Source organism: Aliarcobacter faecis (assembly GCF_013201705.1).
GTDB lineage: Bacteria > Campylobacterota > Campylobacteria > Campylobacterales > Arcobacteraceae > Aliarcobacter > Aliarcobacter faecis.
Map to the genome: position 1 here is coordinate 1061090 of NZ_CP053837.1, position 17925 is coordinate 1079014.

Annotated in this window: 22 protein-coding genes; 20 read left to right on the top strand and 2 right to left on the bottom strand. The window is 26.4% G+C overall.

Annotated features, from left to right (window positions below; genetic code table 11):
- The first annotated feature begins 148 nt into the window (after positions 1 to 148).
- From AFAEC_RS05335 to AFAEC_RS05345, 3 genes are read left to right on the top strand one after another with little or no spacing between them, the layout of a single operon-like run.
- Positions 149 to 1030, top strand: coding sequence for a VIT1/CCC1 transporter family protein (locus AFAEC_RS05335; RefSeq protein ID WP_026807000.1), 882 nt, complete (start codon positions 149 to 151; stop codon positions 1028 to 1030).
- Positions 1031 to 1050: 20 nt separating this feature from the next.
- Positions 1051 to 3297 carry a carbamoyltransferase HypF gene (hypF, locus tag AFAEC_RS05340; protein ID WP_026806999.1) on the top strand — a complete coding sequence of 749 codons (2247 nt, stop codon included), beginning with the start codon at positions 1051 to 1053 and terminating at the stop codon, positions 3295 to 3297.
- Between the two features lie 15 nt (positions 3298 to 3312).
- Positions 3313 to 3618: a TFIIB-type zinc ribbon-containing protein gene (locus tag AFAEC_RS05345; RefSeq protein ID WP_026806998.1), complete on the top strand. Its 306-nt coding sequence runs from the start codon at positions 3313 to 3315 to the stop codon at positions 3616 to 3618.
- A 3-nt stretch (positions 3619 to 3621) separates the two neighbouring features.
- Here the strand turns inward: AFAEC_RS05345 and AFAEC_RS05350 are convergent, their stop codons facing one another.
- A complete protein-coding gene (locus AFAEC_RS05350; RefSeq protein WP_026806997.1) occupies positions 3622 to 4263 on the bottom strand; it encodes a hypothetical protein in 642 nt (213 codons plus the stop codon).
- A 110-nt stretch (positions 4264 to 4373) separates the two neighbouring features.
- Here AFAEC_RS05350 and hypB point away from each other — a divergent pair, with 110 nt between their 5' ends.
- From hypB to AFAEC_RS05415, 13 genes are all read left to right on the top strand, one after another.
- Entirely contained in the window at positions 4374 to 5183 is an 810-nt protein-coding gene (hypB, locus tag AFAEC_RS05355; RefSeq protein ID WP_026806996.1) for a hydrogenase nickel incorporation protein HypB, read from the top strand.
- 4 nt (positions 5184 to 5187) lie between these two features.
- On the top strand, positions 5188 to 5451 hold the full coding sequence (locus AFAEC_RS05360) for a HypC/HybG/HupF family hydrogenase formation chaperone (RefSeq protein WP_026806995.1): 264 nt from the start codon (positions 5188 to 5190) through the stop codon (positions 5449 to 5451).
- The gene (hypD, locus tag AFAEC_RS05365) at positions 5435 to 6559 is read left to right on the top strand and encodes a hydrogenase formation protein HypD (protein WP_026806994.1); all 1125 of its coding nucleotides are present in this window, start codon (positions 5435 to 5437) and stop codon (positions 6557 to 6559) included. Before AFAEC_RS05360 ends, hypD begins: the two co-directional genes overlap by 17 nt.
- An 89-nt stretch (positions 6560 to 6648) precedes the next feature.
- Positions 6649 to 7359, top strand: coding sequence for a hypothetical protein (locus tag AFAEC_RS05370; RefSeq protein ID WP_026806993.1), 711 nt, complete (start codon positions 6649 to 6651; stop codon positions 7357 to 7359).
- Positions 7356 to 8204, top strand: a complete 849-nt coding sequence (locus AFAEC_RS05375) for an NAD(P)-dependent oxidoreductase (protein WP_026806992.1) — start codon at positions 7356 to 7358, stop codon at positions 8202 to 8204. Before AFAEC_RS05370 ends, AFAEC_RS05375 begins: the two co-directional genes overlap by 4 nt.
- 9 nt (positions 8205 to 8213) lie before the next feature.
- A complete protein-coding gene (locus tag AFAEC_RS05380) occupies positions 8214 to 8570 on the top strand; it encodes a nucleotide pyrophosphohydrolase (protein WP_026806991.1) in 357 nt (118 codons plus the stop codon).
- Positions 8571 to 9566 (top strand): hydrogenase expression/formation protein HypE, encoded by a 996-nt coding sequence (gene hypE, locus AFAEC_RS05385; protein WP_026806990.1) that lies wholly within the window; start codon positions 8571 to 8573, stop codon positions 9564 to 9566.
- A gap of 104 nt (positions 9567 to 9670) precedes the next feature.
- The gene (gene hypA, locus AFAEC_RS05390; RefSeq protein ID WP_026806989.1) at positions 9671 to 10012 is read left to right on the top strand and encodes a hydrogenase/urease nickel incorporation protein HypA; all 342 of its coding nucleotides are present in this window, start codon (positions 9671 to 9673) and stop codon (positions 10010 to 10012) included.
- 92 nt (positions 10013 to 10104) lie between these two features.
- Positions 10105 to 10830, top strand: a complete 726-nt coding sequence (locus AFAEC_RS05395; RefSeq protein WP_026806988.1) for a DUF4198 domain-containing protein — start codon at positions 10105 to 10107, stop codon at positions 10828 to 10830.
- Positions 10831 to 10833: 3 nt separating this feature from the next.
- Positions 10834 to 11436: a CbiM family transporter gene (locus AFAEC_RS05400; RefSeq protein ID WP_026806987.1), complete on the top strand. Its 603-nt coding sequence runs from the start codon at positions 10834 to 10836 to the stop codon at positions 11434 to 11436.
- Positions 11433 to 11891 (top strand): hypothetical protein, encoded by a 459-nt coding sequence (locus tag AFAEC_RS05405; protein ID WP_034216904.1) that lies wholly within the window; start codon positions 11433 to 11435, stop codon positions 11889 to 11891. The genes AFAEC_RS05400 and AFAEC_RS05405 overlap by 4 nt, the downstream gene beginning before the upstream one ends.
- Entirely contained in the window at positions 11888 to 12532 is a 645-nt protein-coding gene (locus AFAEC_RS05410) for an energy-coupling factor transporter transmembrane component T (protein ID WP_026806985.1), read from the top strand. The genes AFAEC_RS05405 and AFAEC_RS05410 overlap by 4 nt, the downstream gene beginning before the upstream one ends.
- On the top strand, positions 12529 to 13227 hold the full coding sequence (locus AFAEC_RS05415; protein ID WP_051487529.1) for an energy-coupling factor ABC transporter ATP-binding protein: 699 nt from the start codon (positions 12529 to 12531) through the stop codon (positions 13225 to 13227). Before AFAEC_RS05410 ends, AFAEC_RS05415 begins: the two co-directional genes overlap by 4 nt.
- Here the strand turns inward: AFAEC_RS05415 and AFAEC_RS05420 are convergent.
- Complete coding sequence (locus AFAEC_RS05420; protein ID WP_026806984.1) at positions 13178 to 13678, bottom strand: gamma carbonic anhydrase family protein; 501 nt, start codon at positions 13676 to 13678, stop codon at positions 13178 to 13180. The genes AFAEC_RS05415 and AFAEC_RS05420 overlap by 50 nt on opposite strands.
- 139 nt (positions 13679 to 13817) lie before the next feature.
- On the opposite strand from AFAEC_RS05420, the gene AFAEC_RS05425 reads away from it, so the two are divergent.
- The 4 genes from AFAEC_RS05425 (at position 13818) to AFAEC_RS05440 (ending at position 17896) form a co-directional block, all read left to right on the top strand.
- The gene (locus AFAEC_RS05425) at positions 13818 to 14048 is read left to right on the top strand and encodes an acyl carrier protein (RefSeq protein WP_026806983.1); all 231 of its coding nucleotides are present in this window, start codon (positions 13818 to 13820) and stop codon (positions 14046 to 14048) included.
- Positions 14045 to 15172, top strand: a complete 1128-nt coding sequence (locus tag AFAEC_RS05430; protein WP_026806982.1) for a D-alanyl-lipoteichoic acid biosynthesis protein DltD — start codon at positions 14045 to 14047, stop codon at positions 15170 to 15172. Before AFAEC_RS05425 ends, AFAEC_RS05430 begins: the two co-directional genes overlap by 4 nt.
- A gap of 151 nt (positions 15173 to 15323) precedes the next feature.
- Positions 15324 to 16463, top strand: a complete 1140-nt coding sequence (locus AFAEC_RS05435; RefSeq protein WP_026806981.1) for an MBOAT family O-acyltransferase — start codon at positions 15324 to 15326, stop codon at positions 16461 to 16463.
- Entirely contained in the window at positions 16460 to 17896 is a 1437-nt protein-coding gene (locus AFAEC_RS05440) for an AMP-binding protein (RefSeq protein WP_026806980.1), read from the top strand. Before AFAEC_RS05435 ends, AFAEC_RS05440 begins: the two co-directional genes overlap by 4 nt.
- The last annotated feature ends 29 nt before the right edge of the window (positions 17897 to 17925 follow it).

Genomic DNA, 17925 nt, shown 5'->3' on the forward strand with positions numbered 1-17925 from the left:
TTCAAGGTATTTTCTCATTATGATTAAAATTTCGAATAATAACTAGAAAAACTCTCCTTTTTTTACTTTGAAATCCATACTTAAGTTTTTATTCAAATTATAAAAGATTTATTGTAGTAAAATCCTAGTTGAATAAAAAAGGAAGAAAATGGATATTTCATCAAATAAAACAAATTTAAAAAAAGCTTTAAAACAGCAACAAAATGAGATAAATGACTATACTATTTATCAATCTTTGGCTTTTTATCAAAAAGATGAGAATAACAAAAAGATATTTGAAAAAATTGCAATTGAAGAGAAAAGTCATTATGATTTTTGGGTAAAAATAACAAACCAACAACTAAAAGCTCAAAAGTTTGTTGTTCTTTTTTATATTTTTCTTGTAAAAATATTTGGTACATCTTTTGCTTTAAAAACACTAGAAAAAAGAGAAGAGGGAGCAGAAGAGTTCTATAAAGAGCTTTTTGATCTTTATCCAGAAGCAAAAAAAATATATGAACAAGAGACTGAACACGAATTTGCCTTAATAGATATGTTACATGATAAAAAGCTTGTTTATGCTGGAGCTATAGTTTTGGGAATGAATGATGCTTTAGTAGAATTAACAGGAACTTTAAGTGGTCTTGCATTTGCTTTTGATAAAAGTTTGGTAGTTGGACTTACAGGGCTTATTATGGGAATTGCTGCTTCTTTATCAATGGCTGGTTCAGCTTATCTTGAAGCAAAAGAGAATCCAAATGAATTAGTAAAACCAGTTACATATTCACTTTATACTGGAGTCTCTTATATTCTTACAACTGCTATTTTAGTTGCACCATTTTTTATATTTAGTTCTATTTTTAGCTCTATTATTTTAATGTTTATCTGTGCTTTTATAGCTATTGTTTCATATAATTTTTATATTAGTGTTGCAAAAGATTTGAGTTTTACAAAAAGAGTTTTACAAATGTCGGCAATTACTTTTGGAGTTGCTATTATCTCATTTTTGATTGGGTATTTAGTGAAATACTATTTTGGAATAGAGATATAGTTTTAAATAAATGAAGTAAAATGATAAGTAAAAAAATATCTGTTTTAGGAACAGTTCAAGGGGTGGGGTTTCGTCCATATATTTATAATTTAGCTATTAAATATAATATAAAAGGTTGGGTTAAAAATGATGAAAATGGAGTAGAAATAGAAGCTTACTCCACAAAAGAGAATATCCAAAATTTTATAGATGAAATCAAATCAAATCCACCAATTTTAGCAAAAATAACTGATTTAAAAATAGAAAATAAAAATAGAAAAGAGTATAAAGATTTTCAAATTATACAAAGTTCTAGTTCTAAAAACAAAACTACAACTATCTCTCCTGATATGGCAATTTGCCAAGATTGTATAGATGATATTTTTGATGAAAATAATTTTAGATTTTCTTACTCTTTGACAAATTGTACAAATTGTGGACCTAGATACTCTATTATAGAAACTATTCCTTATGATAGAGTTAATACCTCTTTAAAAGAGTTTCCACTTTGTAAAAATTGTCAAAAAGAGTTTACAAACCCAACAAATAGAAGATACCATGCTCAAGCAATATCATGTGAAGAGTGTGGACCAACAACTTTTTTATATGATATAAAACAAAATCCAATTGCTACAAAAATAGATGCTATAAATTTAGCTTCACAATATATAAATGATGGAAAAATATTGGCAATAAAAAGTATGGGAGGTTTTCATATAGTTTGTGATGCTTTAAACAATGAAGCTATAAAAAGATTAAGAGAGTTTAAAAAAAGAGCTACAAAACCTTTTGTAGTTATGTTTAGAGATATAAAAACATTGAAAGATTATGCTTTATTAGATATTTTTGAAGAGAGAATTTTAACTTCAAAGGAAAGACCAATAGTTTTATTGGATAAGAAAGAAAATGAAAATTTATCAAATTTTGTTGCAGCAAATATCAAAAAGATTGGCTGTTTTTTACCAAATAGTGCTTTACACTATTTGCTATTTAAAACTTTGTTTAAACCAATTATCGCAACAAGTGCCAATTTAAAGGGAGAGCCAATAATTACAACAAAAGAGGATATTTTCTCAAAATTGTATGGTTTAATAGATTTTGTGCTTGATTATAATAGAGATATAGTAAATAGTTGTGATGATTCAATCCTACAAGTAGCAAATAATAAGATTATAAAACTTCGAAATAGTAGAGGATATGCTCCAAATAGTTTAAAAATAGATGGAAGATTTGATAAAAAGATTTTAAGTTTAGGGGCAAATCAAAAATCAACTTTTAGTATAGCTTTTGATAATAAGATTATTACAGCTCCATATTTAGGAGATTTAGACTCTATCTCTTCAATAGAAAACTATAAAAAAACAATAGAAAATTTTCTCTCTTTTTATGATTTTTCGCCTGAAATTATAGTTTGTGATAAACACCCAAAATATGAGAGTACGAAGTTTGCTTTTGAACTTTTAAATAAATATCCAAATCTAAAGTTAGTGCAATTACAACATCACTATGCACATATTTTGGGAGTAATGGCTGAGTATTCATTAAAAGAGGAGGTTTTAGCTTTTGTTTTTGATGGAACAGGCTATGGAGATGATGCAAATATTTGGGGAGGAGAGGTATTTATTGCAAACTCTAAAGAGTACAAAAGAGCTTATCATCTAAAATATTTTAAACTTTTAGGAGGAGAATTAGCTATAAAAGAGCCAAAAAGAGTTGCTTTATCCTTACTATTTGATAATTTTACACTAGAAGAGGTTTTAAATTTAGATTTAGCTTGTCTGAAATCTTTTGAGAAATCACAAATAAAGCTTTTATATAATCTTTGGCAAAAAGGTTTAAATGCTCCATTAACTAGCTCTTTTGGAAGAGTTTTTGATGCTATTTCTTCTTTATCAGATATTTTACATATACAAGAGTATGAGGGGCAAACAGGGCTTTATATTGAAAATTTATATGATGAAAATATCAAAGATAGTTTCTCTTATAAAATTATTGATGAGCTTATTGATTTTTCAGCAATGATTAAAGAAATTGTAAAAGAAAAAGATAGAAAAATAATCGCTTCAAAATTTATAAATACAGTTGCAAATATAGTTTTTGATATTTCAAATAATCATAAAGAAATGCCGATAATTCTATGTGGTGGAGTTTTTCAAAACAAAACTTTGGTAGAAATTTTGCTAAAAGAGTTTCAAAAAACAAATAAAAAAATATATCTAGGAGAAAAATATAGTCCAAATGATGAATCTATAAGTTTAGGTCAAGTATATTTCCAATTACAAAATTAAATTAAAGGTATTATTATGAAATGTCCAGTATGTAAAAATGTAGATTTAATAATGAGTGAAAGACAAGGTGTTGAGATTGATTATTGCCCATCTTGTAGAGGAGTTTGGCTTGATAGAGGAGAGTTGGATAAAATTATAGAAAAAAGCTCAAGTTATCAAGCAAATAATCAATCAAACTACTCTAAAAATGAAGATAGAAATTCATACAATAAGTACAATAATCATCAACAATATAACTCTTATGATAATAGACAACAGCAAACTCCTTATAAAAAGAAAAAAGAGGGATTTTTATCTGAAATTTTTGATTTTGATTTCTAATTTTTATGAAAAACTAAGAGATTTTAAAATCTCTAGTTGTTCAGACTTTTTATAGTTAAATTTAAACTCATACTCTTTTAAATAGTAGAAGAAATTATCTTCATCTACCCCTTTATGTTTTTTTAGATTTTTTTCCAAAAACTTCCAAAATTTACTAAGTTTTGTTTGGTGGGAATTTTGTGAGTGAATTTTATACCAACTTAGATATTGAATAAAACCATCTTCTACATCAAAAGCTCTATTACCAATTTTGGGCATCAAAAGGGTATAAACTTTTTGATTTGAATAAAAACCAATAATATTTATAGCTTCACTTAAAGATTTTCTTTTTTTTGCCTTTTCTCTCTCTTTTAGATAGTAAAACTCTTCATATTCGGTGTTATCTTTGATTGAGCTATTATAAATATCTTCTGAAAAAACTGCAATTTTTTGTCTTAGAATATCAAATCTATCTTTTATAGTTTTATAGTTCAAATCAAGTTCATTTGAGACTTCAAAGGCAGTTTTATTTTCACAAAATTTTTGAGTTATCAAAATATCTTTTTCAATCTTTTTTAAAGATAGTTTTTTTGTACACTTTTTACATTTTATATAATTATTTGCAAGAGTATAAAACTCTATATTTTTACAGTTTGGACAAATCATAAAAAGATTTTAGCAAATTGGTTCTAAAACTATATAGGTGTTTAGCTTATATCAAAGAGTTTTAAAAGAAATTAGATTAGACTTCAATAAAATTAAAATAAGGAACTACTATGTGTAAAGATTGCGGATGTACAATAGCAGGAATGGAACACCACCATCATGAACACTCACATGACCACGATCATCACAATCATGGACATCACCATCATCATGAGACAACTACTTTTAAAACAGTAAATGATAATTTAAAAAACAATCCTTTGTTAAATGATTCAAAAACAATCTCGGTTATTCAAAAAATCTTAGATAAAAATGACCATGAAGCCTCTCACAATAGAAGCCATTTTGACTCTCATAAGGTTTTAGGAATAAATCTAATGTCAAGCCCAGGAAGTGGAAAAACTACTCTTTTAGAAAAATTAGCAGATATTTGTAGTTTTAAATTTGCTGTTATTGAGGGTGATTTAGAGACTTCAAAAGATGCTGATAGATTAAAAGCAAAAGGGATAAATGCAGTTCAGATTCAAACAGGAAGTGCCTGTCATTTGGATGCTTTTATGGTACATAAAGCTTTACATAATATAGATTTAAAAGAGATTGATGTCTGTTTTGTGGAAAATGTTGGAAATTTAGTTTGCCCAGCCTCTTATGATGTAGGAACTCATTTAAATATTGTACTTGTTTCAATTCCTGAAGGGGAAGATAAAATTGCAAAATATCCAGTTATGTTTAGAAGTGCTGATTTAGTACTTTTTACTAAAACCGATTTGTTGCCATATTTTGAATATGATTTAGAAAAAGAGAAACTATCTTTGAGAAAATTAAAACCAAATGTTGATATTTTGGAAGTTTCTACAAAAGATAAAGATTCCCTTCAAGCTGTTGTAGATTGGATAAATTTTAAAAGAAAAATGAGATAAAAATATGTGTCTATCAATACCATCAAAAATAAAAAGTATAGATAAAGAGATGAACTCTTGTATAGTTGATACTATGGGAGTTGAAAGAAGTGCTAGTTTAGATTTAATAGATCAAGAGGTAAAAGTTGGAGATTATGTTTTAATTCATATTGGTTTTGCTATGAATAAAATAGATGAAGTTGATGCTTTGGAGTCTTTGAAAGTCTATACAGAATTAATAGAAAAATTAGAAGAGAAAGAGGCTTTAGAGTATGAAAAAAACACTTGAGCTAAAAGATTTATATGATGGCTTTCGTGATGCTAAAACCATAAAAGCCTTTAAAAATTTAATTGATGAAGAGTTAAAAGATTATGATGGGCTTATAAATATTATGGAGGTTTGTGGTGGACATACTCATACTATTATGAAATATGGGCTTCCTCAAATCTTAAATAAAAAGATAAATTTTATTCATGGTCCTGGATGTCCTGTTTGTGTTATGCCAAAAAATAGAATTGATAGTGCTTATGAACTGAGCCTTCAAAAAGATGTTATTTTAGTAACTTTGGGTGATATGATAAAAGTTCCAGGGAGCCGTGGAAGTTTACAAGATGCAAGGGCAAAAGGTGCTGATGTAAGATTTGTATACTCTCCACTTGATTGTCTAAAAATTGCTGATGAAAATAAGAATAAAACAGTTATATTTTTTGCAATAGGTTTTGAAACAACTACTCCTATGACTTGTGCTTTATTGGAGCAAGTGATTAAACAAGATATAAAAAATATACTTTTTCATATAAATCATATTACTGTTCCAGAAATTATGAGAGTTTTAATAACTAGTAATGAATCAAAAATAGATGCTTTTTTAGGACCAGCTCATGTTAGTGTGATTAGTGGAAGTAAAATATATGAAGAGTTTCCTTTAAAATATAATAAACCCGTTGTTGTAAGTGGATTTGAGCCAGTTGATGTAATAGAGTCTATTTATATGTTAGTTAAGCAGTTTAAAGAAAAAAGAGCAGATTTAGAGCTTGAGTATAAAAGAGTTGTTAGTTTTGAAGGGAATTTAAAAGCTCAAGAGCTTATGTATAGATATTTTAAAAAGGTTCCTTTTAGCTTTAGAGGAGTTGGAGAGGTAGAAAATAGTGGTTGGGAGTTAAAAGATGAATACTCAAAATATAATGCAAAAATTGTTTTTAAAGATAAATTACCAACTCAAGAGGTAAAAGAGAATAAAGCTTGTAGATGTCCTGATATTTTAAAGGGTGTTGCAAAACCTCTTGATTGTAAACTTTTTGGAACAATTTGTACTCCTACAAATCCAATAGGTTCTTGTATGGTTAGCTCTGAAGGTGCTTGTAGTGCTTACTATAAATATGGGAATTTGTTGTAGTATTGATAAAAATTTCTAATTTAAAAGTAATAATTGTTAATTAAAGGTATTCTTTAAAAAATTTAATTGAGTAAATAAAAAGTGAATTAATGAAAAAAGAAGAAAAGATAGTATTTGAATATTTAACTTCATTAGGCTTTAATAATATTTCTTATGAACCTTTAGGTTTTAGTACTTTTCCTGATTTTGGGATAGATAGAGAAATAGGTGTGGAAGTTAGAAGATTAAATAGAAATCATATATATGAAAATGAAATTCCAGAAGTTGATAATTTAAATAGTAAATATAAAAATGAAATAAATAAAATTTTAAATTCTATTCAACAAGATACTAAGGTAACTTATTTTATTGATTTTAAGATAAAAAAAAGTAATAGTACTATCCATGAAAAATCATTATTCAAAAATCTAAAAAATTATTTGAAAACTTGTGATACAAATAGTAATAGCCATAATATAGATAAAAATTTAAATATGACACTTGTAAAAGGTTCATTTGATTGTGAGAAGAAATTTAAATTTAATGCAATACAACTTCCCTTTTTTTTTATAGAAGAACAGTATTTAAAAGATATTCAATTTTGCATAAAAGATAAGCAAAAAAAAATTGATGTTTTAAATGATAAGACAATTTTTAGTGAATATTGGCTTGTCTTAATTGATTGTTTATTCTATGATAATTTAACAGAGTATGAATTTGATTTTCTTGAATTAAAAGATTTTTCAAAAGTTATAATAATTAATAAGGATAATAATAAAATAAGAATCATTCATAGTAATAAATTAAAGGAAGACTTATGAAAAGAATAGCTTTTATTGGTGTTGGGGTTATGGGAAGATATATGGTTTCAAATCTTTTAAAAAAAGGTTTTGAAGTAAGTATCTATGCACGAAACAGACAAAAAGTAGAAGAAGTTATAAAAGAGGGTGCTATTTTTTGTGAATCTATAAAAGAGTGTGTAGAAAATAAAGATGCAGTTATCACAATAGTTGGTTATCCAAAAGATGTAGAAGAGGTATATTTCTCGTCAGATGGTATTATAAATAGTGCTTCAAAAGGTACATATTTGATAGATATGACAACTACCACTCCAAGTTTATCTATAAAAATCCACAAAATTGCAAAACAAAAAGGATTAAAAGCTTTAGATGCACCAGTTTCAGGTGGAGATATTGGAGCAAAAAATACAACTTTATCTATAATGGTTGGAGGAGAGCAAGAAGATTTTAACTCTTGTAAAACTATTTTTGAAAGTTTAGGAACAACTATTGTTTATGAAGGAGTTGCTGGAAGTGGACAACATACAAAAATGGCAAATCAAATAGCAATAGCAGGAGTTATGGCAGGAGTTAGTGAAGCAATAGCTTATGGTAAAAAAGTAGGGCTTGATTTACCTACTATGCTAAAAAGTATAAGTAATGGTGCAGCACAAAGTTTTCATCTTACAAACAATGCTCCTAAAATGCTAAAAAGAGAGTTTGAAGCAGGTTTTTATATAAAACATATGATAAAAGATTTAAAAATTGCTTCCCAAGAAGTTCCAAATCTAAAAGTATTAAATGATGTTTTAGAGATGTATGAAACTTTGGAAAAAAATGGCGATGGTGATTTAGGAACTCAAGCTATTTGCAAATATTATGAATAAAGGCTATTTATGGATATAGAAAAAATAAAAAATAGAATACAAAAGTTTAGCGATGATAGAAATTGGGGAGAGTTTCACAATCCAAAAAATCTAGTTATGGCATTAAATGGAGAAGTTGGAGAGTTAAATGAGATATTTCAATGGTTAAATTTTGAAGAGTCTTTAAACTTACCTGATGATGTTTTAACTCATACAAAAGAGGAAGTTGCTGATATTGCTATTTATCTTATACGAATTTGTATGAAATTAGATATAAATCTTGAAGATGCCATTTTAAGTAAAATGACAAAAAATGAAGCAAAATATCCAGTAGAAACTTCTTTTGGTGGAAATAAAAAATATAGTAAAAGTAGAGAAGATAAATAGATGAAGAGTATAACTTTAGCACATGGAAATGGTGGACAAGAGAATAATGAACTAATATCTAAAATATTTTATAAAGCTTTCAAAAATGAGATATTAGAAAAAAGTGAAGATGCTAGTATTATTGAAGATGGAAAACTTGCTTTTAGTACAGATAGTTTTACTGTTAGTCCACTTTTTTTTAATGGTGCAAATATTGGAAAGTTAGCAATTTGTGGAACTTGTAACGATTTAGCTATGATGGGTGCAAAACCAAAATATCTTACTTGTAGTGTTATAATTGAAGAGGGATTTTCTTTTGATGAGCTTGAAATCATAGTAAACTCTATGAAAGAAGAGTTAGCTAAAAATGAAGCTATTATTGTAAGTGGTGATACAAAGGTAGTTCCTAAAGGCTCTGTTGATAAACTTTTTATAAATACCACGGGAATTGGTGAAGTGCTTTATCGTGGTATTAGCTCAAACAGTATTACTCAAGATGATTTAATTCTTGTAAGTAGGGATATAGGAACTCATGGTGCTACAATATATACAGCAAGGGAGGGAATAGAGTTAAATTCAAATTTAAAAAGTGATTGTGCCTCTTTATTTCCTCTTGTAAAAGCTTTAATTGATGAAAATATCAAAATAACAGCGCTAAGAGATGCTACAAGAGGTGGTTTAAGTGCTGTTTTAAATGAGTGGGCAAAACAATCAAATATCTGTATAGAAGTAGATGAAGATAGTATTCCAATATCTGATGAGGTAAAAGGAGTTTGTGAAATGCTTGGTTTTGAAGCAACAAATTTAGCAAATGAAGGAACATTTGTTTTGGCTATAAATAAAGATGATGCAAAAAAAACTATTGAAATTTTACAAAGATTTTCTGAATCAAAAAATGCTTGTATAATTGGAAAAGTAACTTCTCAATATCCACAAAAAGTAGTAATAAACAGCTCTTTTGGTACAAAAAGATTTTTAGATACTCCAACTGGTGAATTACTTCCTAGAATATGTTGATTAATCAAGTGCAACTCGTTGCACTCTTTAGAATTTTTGCTTTTTTTTAATAGAATTTATTTCTATTTTAAAAAAGAAAAGTTTATATGAAAAAGGAAACTATTATGCATGAATACTCGATTGTTCAATCATTATTAGAAAGTTGTGAAGAACAAGCCCGTCAAAATGAAGCTAATAAAATTACAAAAGTAGTTGTAAAAATAGGAGTTTTAAGTGGAGTTGAGCCTGATTTACTTCAAACGGCTTTTGATACTTTTAAAGAACAAACCATTTGCCATGATGCAGAATTTATTATAAATCTTCAAGAAATAGAGATTTTATGTAATGATTGTAATATTAAATCAACTTTACAAAAGCATGAGTTCTCTTGTCCAAACTGTCAAAGTATAAATTTAAAAGTAACCGATGGAGAAGATATGTATTTGATGAGTTTAGAGATGGATTAAGCTTATATGTTCTAAAAATATATAAGAATTAGTAAAATTTATTTTACTTAAATTTAAGATAAATATAATTTCTAAAAATTATAAGGATTATTATGAAGAAAACGCTTTTTACCTTATGTTGTACAGCAATTTTAGCAAATGCACACTTTTTAACACTACTTCCAAGTAGCGATAATATTGAAGATAAAAAAGAGGCAAATTTAAAAATAGATACTATGTTTATTCATCCTTTTGAACAAACTGGAATGAATATGGAAAAACCAATAGGTATTTATGTAAATGACACAAAAACATCATTAAACTTAGTTGAAACAAAAAAGTTTAATGAAAAAGCTTGGAGTGCAAGTTATGAGATAAAAAAACCTGGAGTTTATAAGTTTTTTGTCCAACCACAACCATATTTTGAAGCTAGCGAAGAGCTATTTATAAGTCATGTTCCAAAAGTAATAGTTAGTGCTTTTGGAGTTGAAGATGGTTGGGATGAGCCAATTGGCTTAAAATATGAGATTGTGCCACTTACTAAACCATTTGCTATTTACTCAAATAATATCTTTCAAGGAAAAGTTTTAAAAGATGGAAAACCTGCAAGTGATGTTGAAGTAGAAGTTGAACTATATAATGAGTTTGGTTTAAAAGCAGCTACTAGCTCACATATTACTCAAAGTGTAAAAACTGATTCAAATGGAGTTTTCTCTTTTGTTATGAACCATAAAGGTTGGTGGGGATTTGCTGCATTAATTGAAGATGGTGAAAAAGAGCTAAATGGTAAAAAATATCCTATTGAAAATGGTGCATTATTGTGGTTAAAGGCATATTAGAATATGCATATAAGTGATGGTATTTTAAGTCTTGAAGTAGCAATAGTTAGCTCTATTGTTGCTTTTAGCTTTTTTATTTACTCTTTTAAAAACCTTTCAAATGAAAAAATAGCATTAGCTTCTGCTTTTAGTGCTCTATTTTTTGTAACTTCTTTTATTCATATTCCTTTTGGACCAACTCAAATTCATTTAATGCTAATAGGATTTATAGGGATGTTTTTAGGAAGTGTTGCGATATTTTCTATATCTTTAGCTTTAATTTTACAAGCTTTACTATTGGGATTTGGAGGGCTTAGCTCTATTGGAGCAAATATTTTAGTTATGGGAGTTAGTTCATATTTGGTATTTTTACTATTTAAGTTAGAGATTTTTAAAAGATTAAATGAGAAAATAAAGTTTTTTTTAATTGGTTTTAGTGGAGTATTTATCTCTAGTTTTATTCTATTTTTTCTTCTGATTTTTTCAAAAGAGGAGTATAAAAAAGTTGCTTACTCAATTTTAATAGTAAATATTCCAACAATGATTTTAGAAGGTTTAGTAACTCTTTTTCTATTTTTATATATCAAAAAAACTATGCCAAATTTACTAAAGGAATCAAATATATGAGATTTTTTTTAATACTTTGTTTACCAATACTTATATTTGCCCATAAAATTAATCTTTTTTTAGATTTAAAAGATGAAAACTTATATATAAACTCATATTTTGCAAATGCAAAACCTTGTATTAATTGTAAATTTCAGATTGAATCAAATAATAAAGTATTATTTGAAGATATTTTAGATAAAAATGGCGAATATAATTATAAAACTTCTTTAAAAGAGTTAAAAGTTATTGTTGATGCCCAAGCTGGGCATATTGTAAGTAAAGAGATAAAAAATAGTAATGAAAATGAAAAACAAGAGTTTAAAGATAATAGTTTATTAGAAGAAAATAGGGCTTTAAAGCATAAAATTGAAGTTTTAGAAGAGCAACTAAACTATTTTGAACTATTTAAAATTGTTTTTGGATTACTTTTAATAGTTTTAATCTTTATTTTTATAAAAAGAGTTAAAAATTGAGCCTAAATCCTGCTGTTGCACTTTTTAGTGCACTCTTTTTTAGTTTAATTTTAAGTTTTTCACAAATTGAGTTATTTTTTATAATACCAGTAGTTTTTTTAATATTTTTAAATTCCAAAGATATATTAAAAATTCTAAAAAAAATACTATTTCTAAACTTTTTTATAGTTGTTTTATCTATATTTTTCTATTTTGAAACAAATTTTATTGAAGCACTAAACCTTTCTTTTAAGATAAATTTGATTATTTTATTTAATCTTTTACTGTTTTTCTCTTCAAATGGTTTTGATATAGTAAAAGGATTTCAAATATTAAGATTTCCAAAAAAGTTTGTCTCCTCTTTATATTTTAGTGTCAAACTAATATTTGAGTTAAATCTTGAGTTAAGAGATATAAAAACTTCTCTAAAAGCAAGAAATTTTAAACCAAAAACAGATATCTTTACCTATAAAACCTATGGAAATATTTTTGGGATACTATTTTTAAAAACTATTACAAAATCAAATAGTTTAAAAGAGAGCTTTATTTTAAGAGGTTTTAAAGATGAGATATTTTTAAACTATAATAATAGTTTTAAAATCTTTGATTTTATTTTACTAACTCTTTTAGGTTTTACATTTTTATTAAAGGTTATTTTATGAGCTGTTCAATAAATTTAAAAAATATTTCATATAAAAAAGATGATAAATTTCTATTTGAGAATATCAATTTAAACTTAGGTCATAAAGAAAAGATTGCAGTTATTGGTCAAAATGGTGTTGGAAAATCAACTCTACTTAAAATTATTGCTGGATTAAAAGATCCAACAACAGCAGAGATAGAACTCTTTCATAATCCTATAAAAACAAAAAAAGATTTTGAAAAATATAGAGATGAGATAGGATATTTACCACAAGATGTAAGTAGTTTCTTTCTTTGTATAACTGTAATAGAGGATATTATGTTTTCTTTAAGAACTTTAGGAATAAAAAAAGATGAAGCTTACAAAAAAAGTCTTGAGATATTAAAAAGTTTAGATATTTTACACCTTGAGAATAGGGTGATTTATGAATTAAGTGGAGGGGAGCAAAAAATTGTAGCTCTTGCAGGAATTTTAGTAAAAGAGCCAAAAATATTGCTTTTAGATGAACCAACAAATGCTTTAGATGATGAAAGTGAGAAAAAGGTTTTAAATATTTTAAATAGTATAGAAAAATCTATGATAATAGTTTCTCATCATAAATCTTTCATACAAAAATTAGTTTCAAAAATCTATAAATTAGAGAATAAAACTTTAAAAGAGGAACCTATCGGTACTCATTCTTATACTCAACATAGTGTTTGGCATGAGCTATAAATTTCTCTTCATCTTCAAGGCTTAACTCTTTTACAACTTTTGCAGGACTCCCCATAATCAAACTTCTAGGTGGAAAAACTTTACCAGAAGTTACAAGTGAATTTGCTCCTACTATACTTCCTTGCCCAATTACTGCATTATCTAAAATAGTTGCACTCATTCCAATTAGGCAATTATCTTCAATAATACAGCCATGAAGCATAACTTTATGCCCAACTGTAACATTGTTTCCAATAATAGTTTTTGTATTTGTATCTGTATGAATACATGATAAATCTTGAATATTTGTATTTTTACCAATTCTCACCTCATTTACATCAGAACGGATTACACATCCAAACCAAACAGATGAATCTTGACCAATTTCAATATTTCCTATTAAATCTGCACTTGGAGCTATCCAAGCAGATGGATGAATTACGGGATAAAACTCTTTAAATTTTAGTATCATATACTCTCCTTAATTATTTTTTTATTATACTTAAGAAAAATAGCAATAAAATTACAAATATTTTTGATTTTTTTGATGAATAATCGAAATTATTTTATATAATTCTATTTGTTTTTTAGATAAAAATTAGGATAGTTAAATGGATATTATAAATAGAATAAAACCTTTGGTTGAAGAGATAGCTTTTAAAAAGGTGGAAGTTGATGAACCACTATACACTTCAAATTTGATTGATAGTATGGGAACGGTTGATTTAGCTATGATGTTAGAAGAAGAATTTGGTATTAAAATAGATACAAGAGATATTATAGAAAGTAATTTTGATAGTATTGAAAAATTGGTAAACTATATAAAAAGCAGAGTTGAGTGAATAGATTATTTTTAAATATATTCTCTCTTTTATTGGCACTATTAGTCATATTTATAAGTTTATTTTTACTCAAAGATGAAATTTTTGACTATTTTACAACTTCTTTAAAAGAGACTCAACAAAAAACGGTAAGTTTACAAAGTGATTTAGAAACTGGAAAAATCGTGCTCTTTGGCTCTTCTGAATTACTAATTTATCCTAATCAAAAATTTTTACCACAAAATTATTTTAACAATGATTTAAAATTACCATTAAGAGCTCAAGGAAATGAAGGTCAGCAAACTTTTGTAATAATGTCTCAATTAGCTGCTTGTGATAATCAAATAGTAAGAGAAAATGCAAAAGTTGTTGTACTTTTATCTCCTAGTTGGTTTACTGGAAGTAGTGATAATGGACTAACAATGCCAAAATTTTTAGAATTTATGTATCCTGGAATGATGAATAAACTCTATTTTGAAAGTGATACAAATGATAAATATAGATATTTAATAAGCGATTATATTCAAAAAAATATATCTTTAATTAAAGACCCAACTTTTGTATATAAATATCCTTTAAATATTTTAGAAGAGGATTATTTAAATAACGAAATTAAAAAGTTTATAATTCAAAATTTTGATGATGAAAATATAGATTTAAAATTAGTAAATTATATTAAACCAGTATTGAACTATGATGAGTTAAAAGTCAAAGCAAAAACTATAGAGACTCCTACTTCAAATAATAGTTTTGGAGTAAATAGTGAATATTATTCAAAGTATATTGAGCCTGAAATTGCGAAAAACAATTTTCCATTCTCTATAATAATACCTCCAGAAATTGATAAAAATCAAGAGTTCCAAGATTTTTTAGTTTTACTTGATTTTCTAAAAAGTTATAAAATAAAACCACTTTTTATAATGCAAGATTTAAATCCTTATGTTTTTGCTAAAAATAGAGAAGAAGCAAATAATTTAATGGGACTTATAAAATTAAAAGTATTAGAGCATAATTTTGAGTATATGGATATGTGGACATATAAAAAAGATGATTATGAGATGGGTACACTAACGGACATTGTACATTTAGGTGAGTTAGGCTGGGTTAAAGTTAATGAAAAAATCATTGAACATTTTATGAAATAAAGGAAATTTGCTTGAAATACTTTTTTAAATTTTTTCTCATATATTTAATGCTAATCGTTGGGTTTATATACATATTAGCTAATGAGAATATAAGCGATTTAAGTGGAAATGATGTGGATTCTACTGTTGAATTTGTATATGAGGAGTTTTAATGCAAGACTTTTTACCTTTTTCTGGACTAGGTTTTTTTATAATAAGTTTTGCTTTTGTTCTTTTTTTACATCTTTTTAAAAATATTTTGAATAAATTTATAACATATAAAACTTTGATATTTATTGTTGTTGTTACTTATATATACTTTTGTATACCAGAATCTTATGAACTCTTTTTACTACTTTTATATGTTTATATTGTTTACTATATTTTTGTTAAAAATGAGTATAAAGAGACAATTTTCCCTATGATTGTGATAGCTTTTCCTATGATATTACATAAAATTGATATAGCTAATCCTATGTTTAAAATAATAGGTATCTCATATATTACATTTAGAACTATTCAAGCTATTGTTGATAGCCAAAATTATGGGAAATTGTCTTTTTTTGAATTTACTTCATTTTTACTATTCCCTACAACACTTCTTGCTGGTCCAATAGATAGATCATATAGATTTCAAGAAGATTTACAAAAAGGGTATGAAAATCTTACTTTTTCAAATATTTTAAAAGGTTGGGAAATTTTAGTTGTTGGAGTTTTATTTAAATTTATTTTTGCAGAACTTGTTTATATGTTTTGGCTTTCAAAAATTGATGAGAATAGTACAGCTTTAGTGGATATGATAAATAGTGCTTACTCTTATACGGTTTATCTGTTTTTTGATTTTGCTGGGTATAGTGCAATGGCTGTTGGTCTTAGTATTATGATTGGAATTTTTATCCCTATGAATTTTAATCATCCTTATTTAGCACCAAATCCACAGGATTTTTGGAGAAGATTTCATATTACATTAGGAAGTTGGTTAAATGATTACTTCTTTAAACCTCTATATAAATATCTTCACAATTTTTCTTTTTTAAAAGGTAGAAAATTACTTATACAAAATCTAGCTATAACTTCTACATTTTTACTTATGGGAATGTGGAATGGACTAACTTGGTATTTTATCTTTAGTGGGTTTTTATTTGGAGTTTATTCTAGTATTCATAACTCTTATGTTTTATATGTAAAAAAAGGTGGATTTGATTATTTTTCTATATTTCCACAAGGATTAAGTATAAATATAAAAAGGTTTTTGATGATTAATGGTGCAGTTTTTGCCTTATATTTTTTTAGTGGGAGAGTTCCTTTATGAGATTTGATTTAAAACTTATGGATTTTGTTGAGTGTGAGAAAGATAGCGATAAATTAGCAGTTTGTGGAAGTGATAAAGATTTAACTTGGAGTGAACTTAAAAATGAAGTTGAAATTTATAAAGATAAACTTCTAAAATACAATCTTCCAAAAGGTCATCCTATTGTTATTTATGGTCATAAAGAGTCAGATTTTATTGTAAGTATAGTTGCAAGTATGAGTTTAGGTTTCCCATATATTCCTATTGATACAATATATCCAAAATCAAGAGTTGATAAAATAGTAGAAATTGTGAAATCAGCTATTACTATAAATGCTATAGAGAAAAAAATAGATTTTAATGATAAAAATCTCTCTACAACATATTTTTTGCCTGACCCAATAGTTTATATAATCTTTACTTCAGGAAGTACAGGAGAGCCAAAAGGTGTACAAATCACACAAAATTCTATTTTAGATTTTCAAAAATGGCTTGAAAGTGATTTTGGATTCTCTAAAAATAGTGTTTTTATGAATCAAGCACCTTTTAGTTTTGATTTATCAGTTTATGAGCTAATAGGTTTTTTGAGTTTAGGAGGAACTATTGTTTTAAATAGTAAAGAGACAATAGAAAATCATATTGAATATTTTGAAAGATTAAAAAAATACTCTTGTGATGTTTGGGTATCAACACCATCTTTTATAAGTAAACTTTTATTATCTGATTTATTTAATGAAGATAATTTAAAAGCTTTAAAAACTTTCCTATTTTGTGGAGAAGTTTTACCAGTAAACAGTGTTAAAAGAATAAAAAATAGTTTTCCAACATCAAAGGTTTTAAACTCTTATGGACCAACTGAGGCAACAGTTGCAACAACTTTAGTTGAAATTACTGAAGAGATTTTAGAAAAATACCCAAAAAGTTTACCAGTTGGTTATGTAAAAGATAAAACTACTATAAATTTATTAAATATTGATGAACAAAATATTGGTGAAATGGAGATAGTAGGAGATAATGTATCTATTGGATATTTTAAAAATGATGAGTTAAATAGCCAAAAATTTGAGAAAAAATACTCTAAACGAAGTTTTAGAACAGGAGATTTTGGATATTTTGAAGATAATCTACTCTTTTTTGCCAATAGAAAAGATGAGCTTATAAAACTTCATGGATATAGAATAGAGTTAGGTGAAATAGATAAAGAGATTTTAGCAAATAAAAATATAGAAGATACTATTACAATAGCTCTAAAAAGGGGTACAGAAGTAGTTAAACTAATCTCTTTTGTTATTTGTAAAAATAAGATAAATAGTGAAGAGTTAAAAAATAGTATCTCAAAAAATCTTCCTTATTATATGGTGCCTTCTGATATTGTAGCAGTAAAGAGTTTTCCATATAATGCAAACCATAAAATCGATAAAAATGAGTTAATTAATATATATAAGAGTTTATAAATTGGGCAAAGGTTTTGCCCAATTTAAAG